The sequence below is a fragment of the Arthrobacter sp. JCM 19049 genome (assembly GCF_001310435.1).
The window spans coordinates 1-4026 of record NZ_BAXF01000188.1 but is presented as its reverse complement, the minus strand read 5'-3'; the positions used below and the strand labels follow the sequence as shown (position 1 = coordinate 4026).

The 4026-nt window shown below is 64.7% G+C and carries 6 protein-coding genes and 2 pseudogenes; 4 read left to right on the top strand and 4 right to left on the bottom strand.

Annotated features, from left to right (window positions below; genetic code table 11):
* The 3 genes from JCM19049_RS09180 to JCM19049_RS23375 form a co-directional block, all read right to left on the bottom strand.
* Positions 1 to 488, bottom strand: a 488-nt coding sequence (locus tag JCM19049_RS09180) for a glycosyltransferase (protein WP_279402833.1), incomplete at its 3' end; no start/stop codon positions are given.
* Between the two features lie 29 nt (positions 489 to 517).
* Positions 518 to 784, bottom strand: a complete 267-nt coding sequence (locus JCM19049_RS09175) for a hypothetical protein (RefSeq protein ID WP_054821435.1) — start codon at positions 782 to 784, stop codon at positions 518 to 520.
* 151 nt (positions 785 to 935) lie between these two features.
* Positions 936 to 1127: a WhiB family transcriptional regulator gene (locus JCM19049_RS23375; RefSeq protein ID WP_374700274.1), complete on the bottom strand. Its 192-nt coding sequence runs from the start codon at positions 1125 to 1127 to the stop codon at positions 936 to 938.
* 615 nt (positions 1128 to 1742) lie between these two features.
* Between JCM19049_RS23375 and JCM19049_RS23370 the strand changes: the two are divergent.
* From JCM19049_RS23370 to JCM19049_RS19770, 3 genes and pseudogenes are all read left to right on the top strand, one after another.
* Positions 1743 to 1949, top strand: a pseudogene (locus tag JCM19049_RS23370) (TIGR03089 family protein); the annotation flags it as partial.
* Positions 1950 to 2046: 97 nt separating this feature from the next.
* Positions 2047 to 2307, top strand: a complete 261-nt coding sequence (locus JCM19049_RS09160; RefSeq protein ID WP_054821433.1) for a hypothetical protein — start codon at positions 2047 to 2049, stop codon at positions 2305 to 2307.
* A 17-nt stretch (positions 2308 to 2324) separates the two neighbouring features.
* Positions 2325 to 2459 (top strand): hypothetical protein, encoded by a 135-nt coding sequence (locus JCM19049_RS19770; RefSeq protein ID WP_279402831.1) that lies wholly within the window; start codon positions 2325 to 2327, stop codon positions 2457 to 2459.
* A gap of 107 nt (positions 2460 to 2566) precedes the next feature.
* Here JCM19049_RS19770 and JCM19049_RS09155 read toward each other — a convergent pair whose 3' ends face one another.
* Positions 2567 to 3160, bottom strand: a complete 594-nt coding sequence (locus JCM19049_RS09155; protein ID WP_054821432.1) for a GtrA family protein — start codon at positions 3158 to 3160, stop codon at positions 2567 to 2569.
* Positions 3161 to 3427: 267 nt separating this feature from the next.
* Here JCM19049_RS09155 and JCM19049_RS09150 point away from each other — a divergent pair.
* Positions 3428 to 4026 (top strand): annotated as a pseudogene (locus JCM19049_RS09150) (ATP-grasp domain-containing protein); the annotation flags it as partial.

Genomic DNA, 4026 nt, shown 5'->3' with positions numbered 1-4026 from the left:
CGGGAAACCCGGCGGCTGGCCTTGGCCTGGCGCCGGGAGGCGGCCAGCTTCACCGGGCTGAACAACCCGCGCAGCGTGGCACCGAGGTGGTTGAACGCATGGCCCGGATCCTTGGCCAGCAGCGAGAGGAAGAAATGCCCGACCCCGGCCAGCAGGATCCCCAGCCAAACAAACGGCAGCGCCGGCGCCGAGGCGTGCTTCAGGCGCAGGTAGACCTCGGAGCGGCGGGCCTCCTTCGGCCCGGCCAGCGCCGCATGCACGTCCGTGCGGTGGTACATCTTCGCCGCCGGGACCACCACCACGCGGTGACCGGCCAGACGGTTGCGCCAGCACAGGTCGATGTCGTCACCGCGTCCGGGCAGGGCCGGATCAAAGCCGCCCAGCTCCTCGAACACGTCGCGGCGGATGAACATGCCGGCGGAGGAGACCGCAAAGTAGTCGCTGCGCGCGTCGTACTGGCCCTGGTCCACCTCGTCGATGTCGACCATGGTCAGCCGCTGCGCCTTGCGGTCGGTGCTCAGCCCACGTCGATCAGCCGTCGCGGGGAGTCGATGTCCAGCAGCTTGCACCCGGCGATCGTCACCGACTCGCTGGCCTCAACCACCGTGGTCAGCGCCTCCAGGGCGTCGGGGGCCGGCATCGAGTCGTCGTGGATGATCCACAGCCATTCATCGCGATCCGCGCGGGCATCGGGCAGGCTGGCCACGGCTTCGGCCACCGACAGGCCCAGCGAGTGCTTGTCCGCCCTGACGATCAGCGCATTGGACGGCAGGTTGGCGCTCAACACCTGGGCGGAGCCGTCGGTGGAGCTGGCATCAACCCGATGAACCGTTCAATGGGCCGGGACTGGTTGCGCAGCGCGGCTAAAGTGCGTGGTAAAAAGTCAGCGCCATCGTGCGTGGCAACGATGGCGGTGACATGAACTTGCGGGCGAATTAGATTGCTCGTTTCCGTAGACGACGACGTTCACGCTCGGACAGGCCTCCCCAGATGCCGAAGCGCTCATCATTACTCAATGCGTACTCCAGGCATTCGGAGCGGACCACGCAGGCCCCGCAGACACGCTTGGCGTCGCGGGTCGAGCCGCCCTTCTCCGGGAAGAAGCCTCCGGGTCGGTCTGCGCACACAGCGCACGGGCCTGCCAACCGAGTTCACCCTCGTCGACTTCCCCACCGATTCCCAGCCAGACAGCCTTAATGCTCTCACGCATCTGGTCGTTTTCATCCAGTTCCGGAGCCCAGGAGCCGGTGTTGTCCTCGTCCGGCTGCGACTGGGTCTGGTGTTCACGCAGGAATGCATCCGCGGCATTCTCCAAATCAGCGGCGACGGAGGACTGCGATGCCCCGTCGGCCTGCGGATCGACAAACCAATCGGACGGAGCGCCCTGAACCCCATACTGGGCGGACGCAACAGCCGATGTCGAATACTCGGAGTACCCCTGCTCCATCTTCGCCATGGTGATGTTGACCCTTTCGCTACACGTCTCGTCTCAGGCATCCTGACGATGCCACACGCCCCGACTCCGGTTAGTCCATCGAAATATCGAAAAACTCTTACCGGCGTCCGGCGCACCATCTAATTACATCGGTGTAACTCCTCGAGAGTCAAGCGGGGAGGTTATTCTATGGACAGATCTCGGCATTGTGTCTTCACAACACGCCGGAGAAATCCCCCGCCAATCCGGGCGAGTCGCCACTTCCGCGCATTCCCGGTGAATTCCCAGCAAGCGATTGAGGTTCAGCATGACAATCGATACCAATTCGTTACCTTTCGTCGAAAAGTTACTTGGCCCCCGCCGCGCCGACGCAACCCCCTGGCTGATCTGGCATTCGGCCGACGGTGAGCGCATTGAACTGAGCGGACGGGTCTTCGACAACTGGGTGGCGAAAACGGCGAACCTGCTCGCCGAGCTGTTCGACGTCCAGGAAGCCAGCGAGCTGGTCTTCGACCTGCCCGTCCACTGGAAGAGCCTGGTGCTGGCCGTCGCGGCCTGGCACCACGGGCGACCGTCATCACCCCGACGACCCGCAATCCGCCACCGCCGCGTTGTGGATCAGCGACCGTCCGGCCGGGGAGCACATTCCGGCAAGCGCGGACGTGCTGGGTGTGGACCTGGCCGCACTGGCCCTGTCCTTCACCGGGGATCTGGGACCGGCCGAGGACTACAACGCCGAGGTACGCGCCTTTGCCGACGACTACTACCCGCAACCGGTCGACGGCGGCCTGAGCGCGCTGCGCACCGCCAACGCCGAGCTCAGCTACGAGCAGCTCTTCTCCCACCCGGGCCGGCGCAGGGAACGATCCTGATCTCCAGCGAGCTGGGCATGGAAAGGCTGCTGCCCTTTGCCATCGGCCAGTGGCAGGCCGGGGACGCGCTGGTGTTGGTCGGGCCGGGAGTTGAAATCACCCCGCGGCTGCTGGAGGGTGAACGCGTCACCGCCCGCCACCCCGAACACTAGGCTACGGCCGGCCACGAGACCCGAAACGGTTGAAAGCAAGGTGCCCGCCGCCGCGTACTGCGGGGCGGGCACCTTGCCCATCATCTCGTGGATGGTGACAGAGGACGCTAGGCCGATTCTGGTCGGCTCAGCCCGATGCTTCCGGTGTCCGGCCCCACGGTGCTGGATGGCGCGCCCTGCGAACGAACGGCAATGACTTCCGGTTCGGAGGAGGCGGCACCCACCAGGGCCGGCTCGGCGTCGGGCAGGATTTCGGTGCGTTCCCCGCCGAAGACCCAGAACTTGTAGGCGAAAAAGCGGAAGATGGTGCCCAGGATCAGCCCGACCACCGAACCGGCGATGAATACGCTGGTGGTGTCGGTCAAGCCGAGCATGTACTTGGTCACCCACACACAGGCTGCCGCGATGCCCAGGCCGACGGCGTTCATGACCAGGAACATCACCAGTTCCCGCACCACGTTCGCCTGGCGGCGGTGGCGGAAGGTCCAGTAGCGGTTGGCCACCCAGGAGAACAACGTCGCGACCACACCAGCAACAATCTTGGCCTTCACCGGCGAATCGCTCATGGGGCCCGAGAGCATCCACAAATAGATCGCGGAGTCGACCACAAAAGCGGCCCCGCCGACGACACCGAATTTCGCCACTTCCCGCCAAAGCGTGGAAACCAGTCCACGGATCTTGACGCTGATGCGTTCGAACATTTTCCTCCAGACGTGCCGCGGCCCGCCTCCACCGTTCTCGGTGCGCTGCCACGGGCCAGAACCTACATCACACAGATGGCGATTCTGGCAGATTTAGCTTTCTTATCCCTTGATACAAACAGTTCATAATATCGGCTTTTCCTGATAAATGACCGTGGATGGGCGCTTGCCGGGGCTCGGGGGAACGGGCGGGAGCCAGAGTTTCGCTACCCTAGAGGGGTGAGCTTTCCGAAAATTGGTGTAATTGGTGGCGGGCAGTTGGCCCGCATGATGGCCCCCGAGGCGCTGAATCTTGGCTTCGAACTACATGTGCTGGCCGAGGCCGAGGACGTCTCGGCGGCCCGCAGCGTCCCCGACGCCCCGTGGGTGATTACAAGGACCTGGATACGCTGCGTCACTTCGCCAAGGGCCTGGACGTGGTCACCTTCGACCACGAACACGTGCCCAATGAACACCTGAGCACATTGATCAGCGAAGGGGTGAACATCCAGCCCCGCCCCGAGGCCCTGATCCATGCGCAGGACAAGCTCGTGATGCGCCAGGCCATCGAGCAGCTGGGCTTGCCCAACCCGCGTTGGGCCAAGGTGGAGAACGTTGCGGAACTGATCGCCTTCGGCGACGAGATCGGCTGGCCGATCGTGCTGAAGACCCCGCGCGGCGGTTACGACGGCAAGGGCGTGCGTATCCTGGACGATGCCCAGGCCGCCCGCGATGCGGCCGACTGGTTCGCCAACGGCGCGCTGCTGGCCGAGGACAAGGTCAACTTCTCCCGCGAGCTTTCCGCCCTGGTGGCCCGCACCCCCTCCGGCCAGGCCAAAGCGTGGCCGGTGGTGCACACCATCCAGGTGGACGGGGTGTGTGATGAG

Bases quoted from the DNA above. Each gene is read 5' to 3' on its own strand.
- JCM19049_RS19770 (WP_279402831.1), top strand. From the start codon at position 2,325: ATGGAAAGGCTGCTGCCCTTTGCCATCGGCCAGTGGCAGGCCGGGGAC.
- JCM19049_RS09155 (WP_054821432.1), bottom strand. From the start codon at position 3,160: ATGTTCGAACGCATCAGCGTCAAGATCCGTGGACTGGTTTCCACGCTT.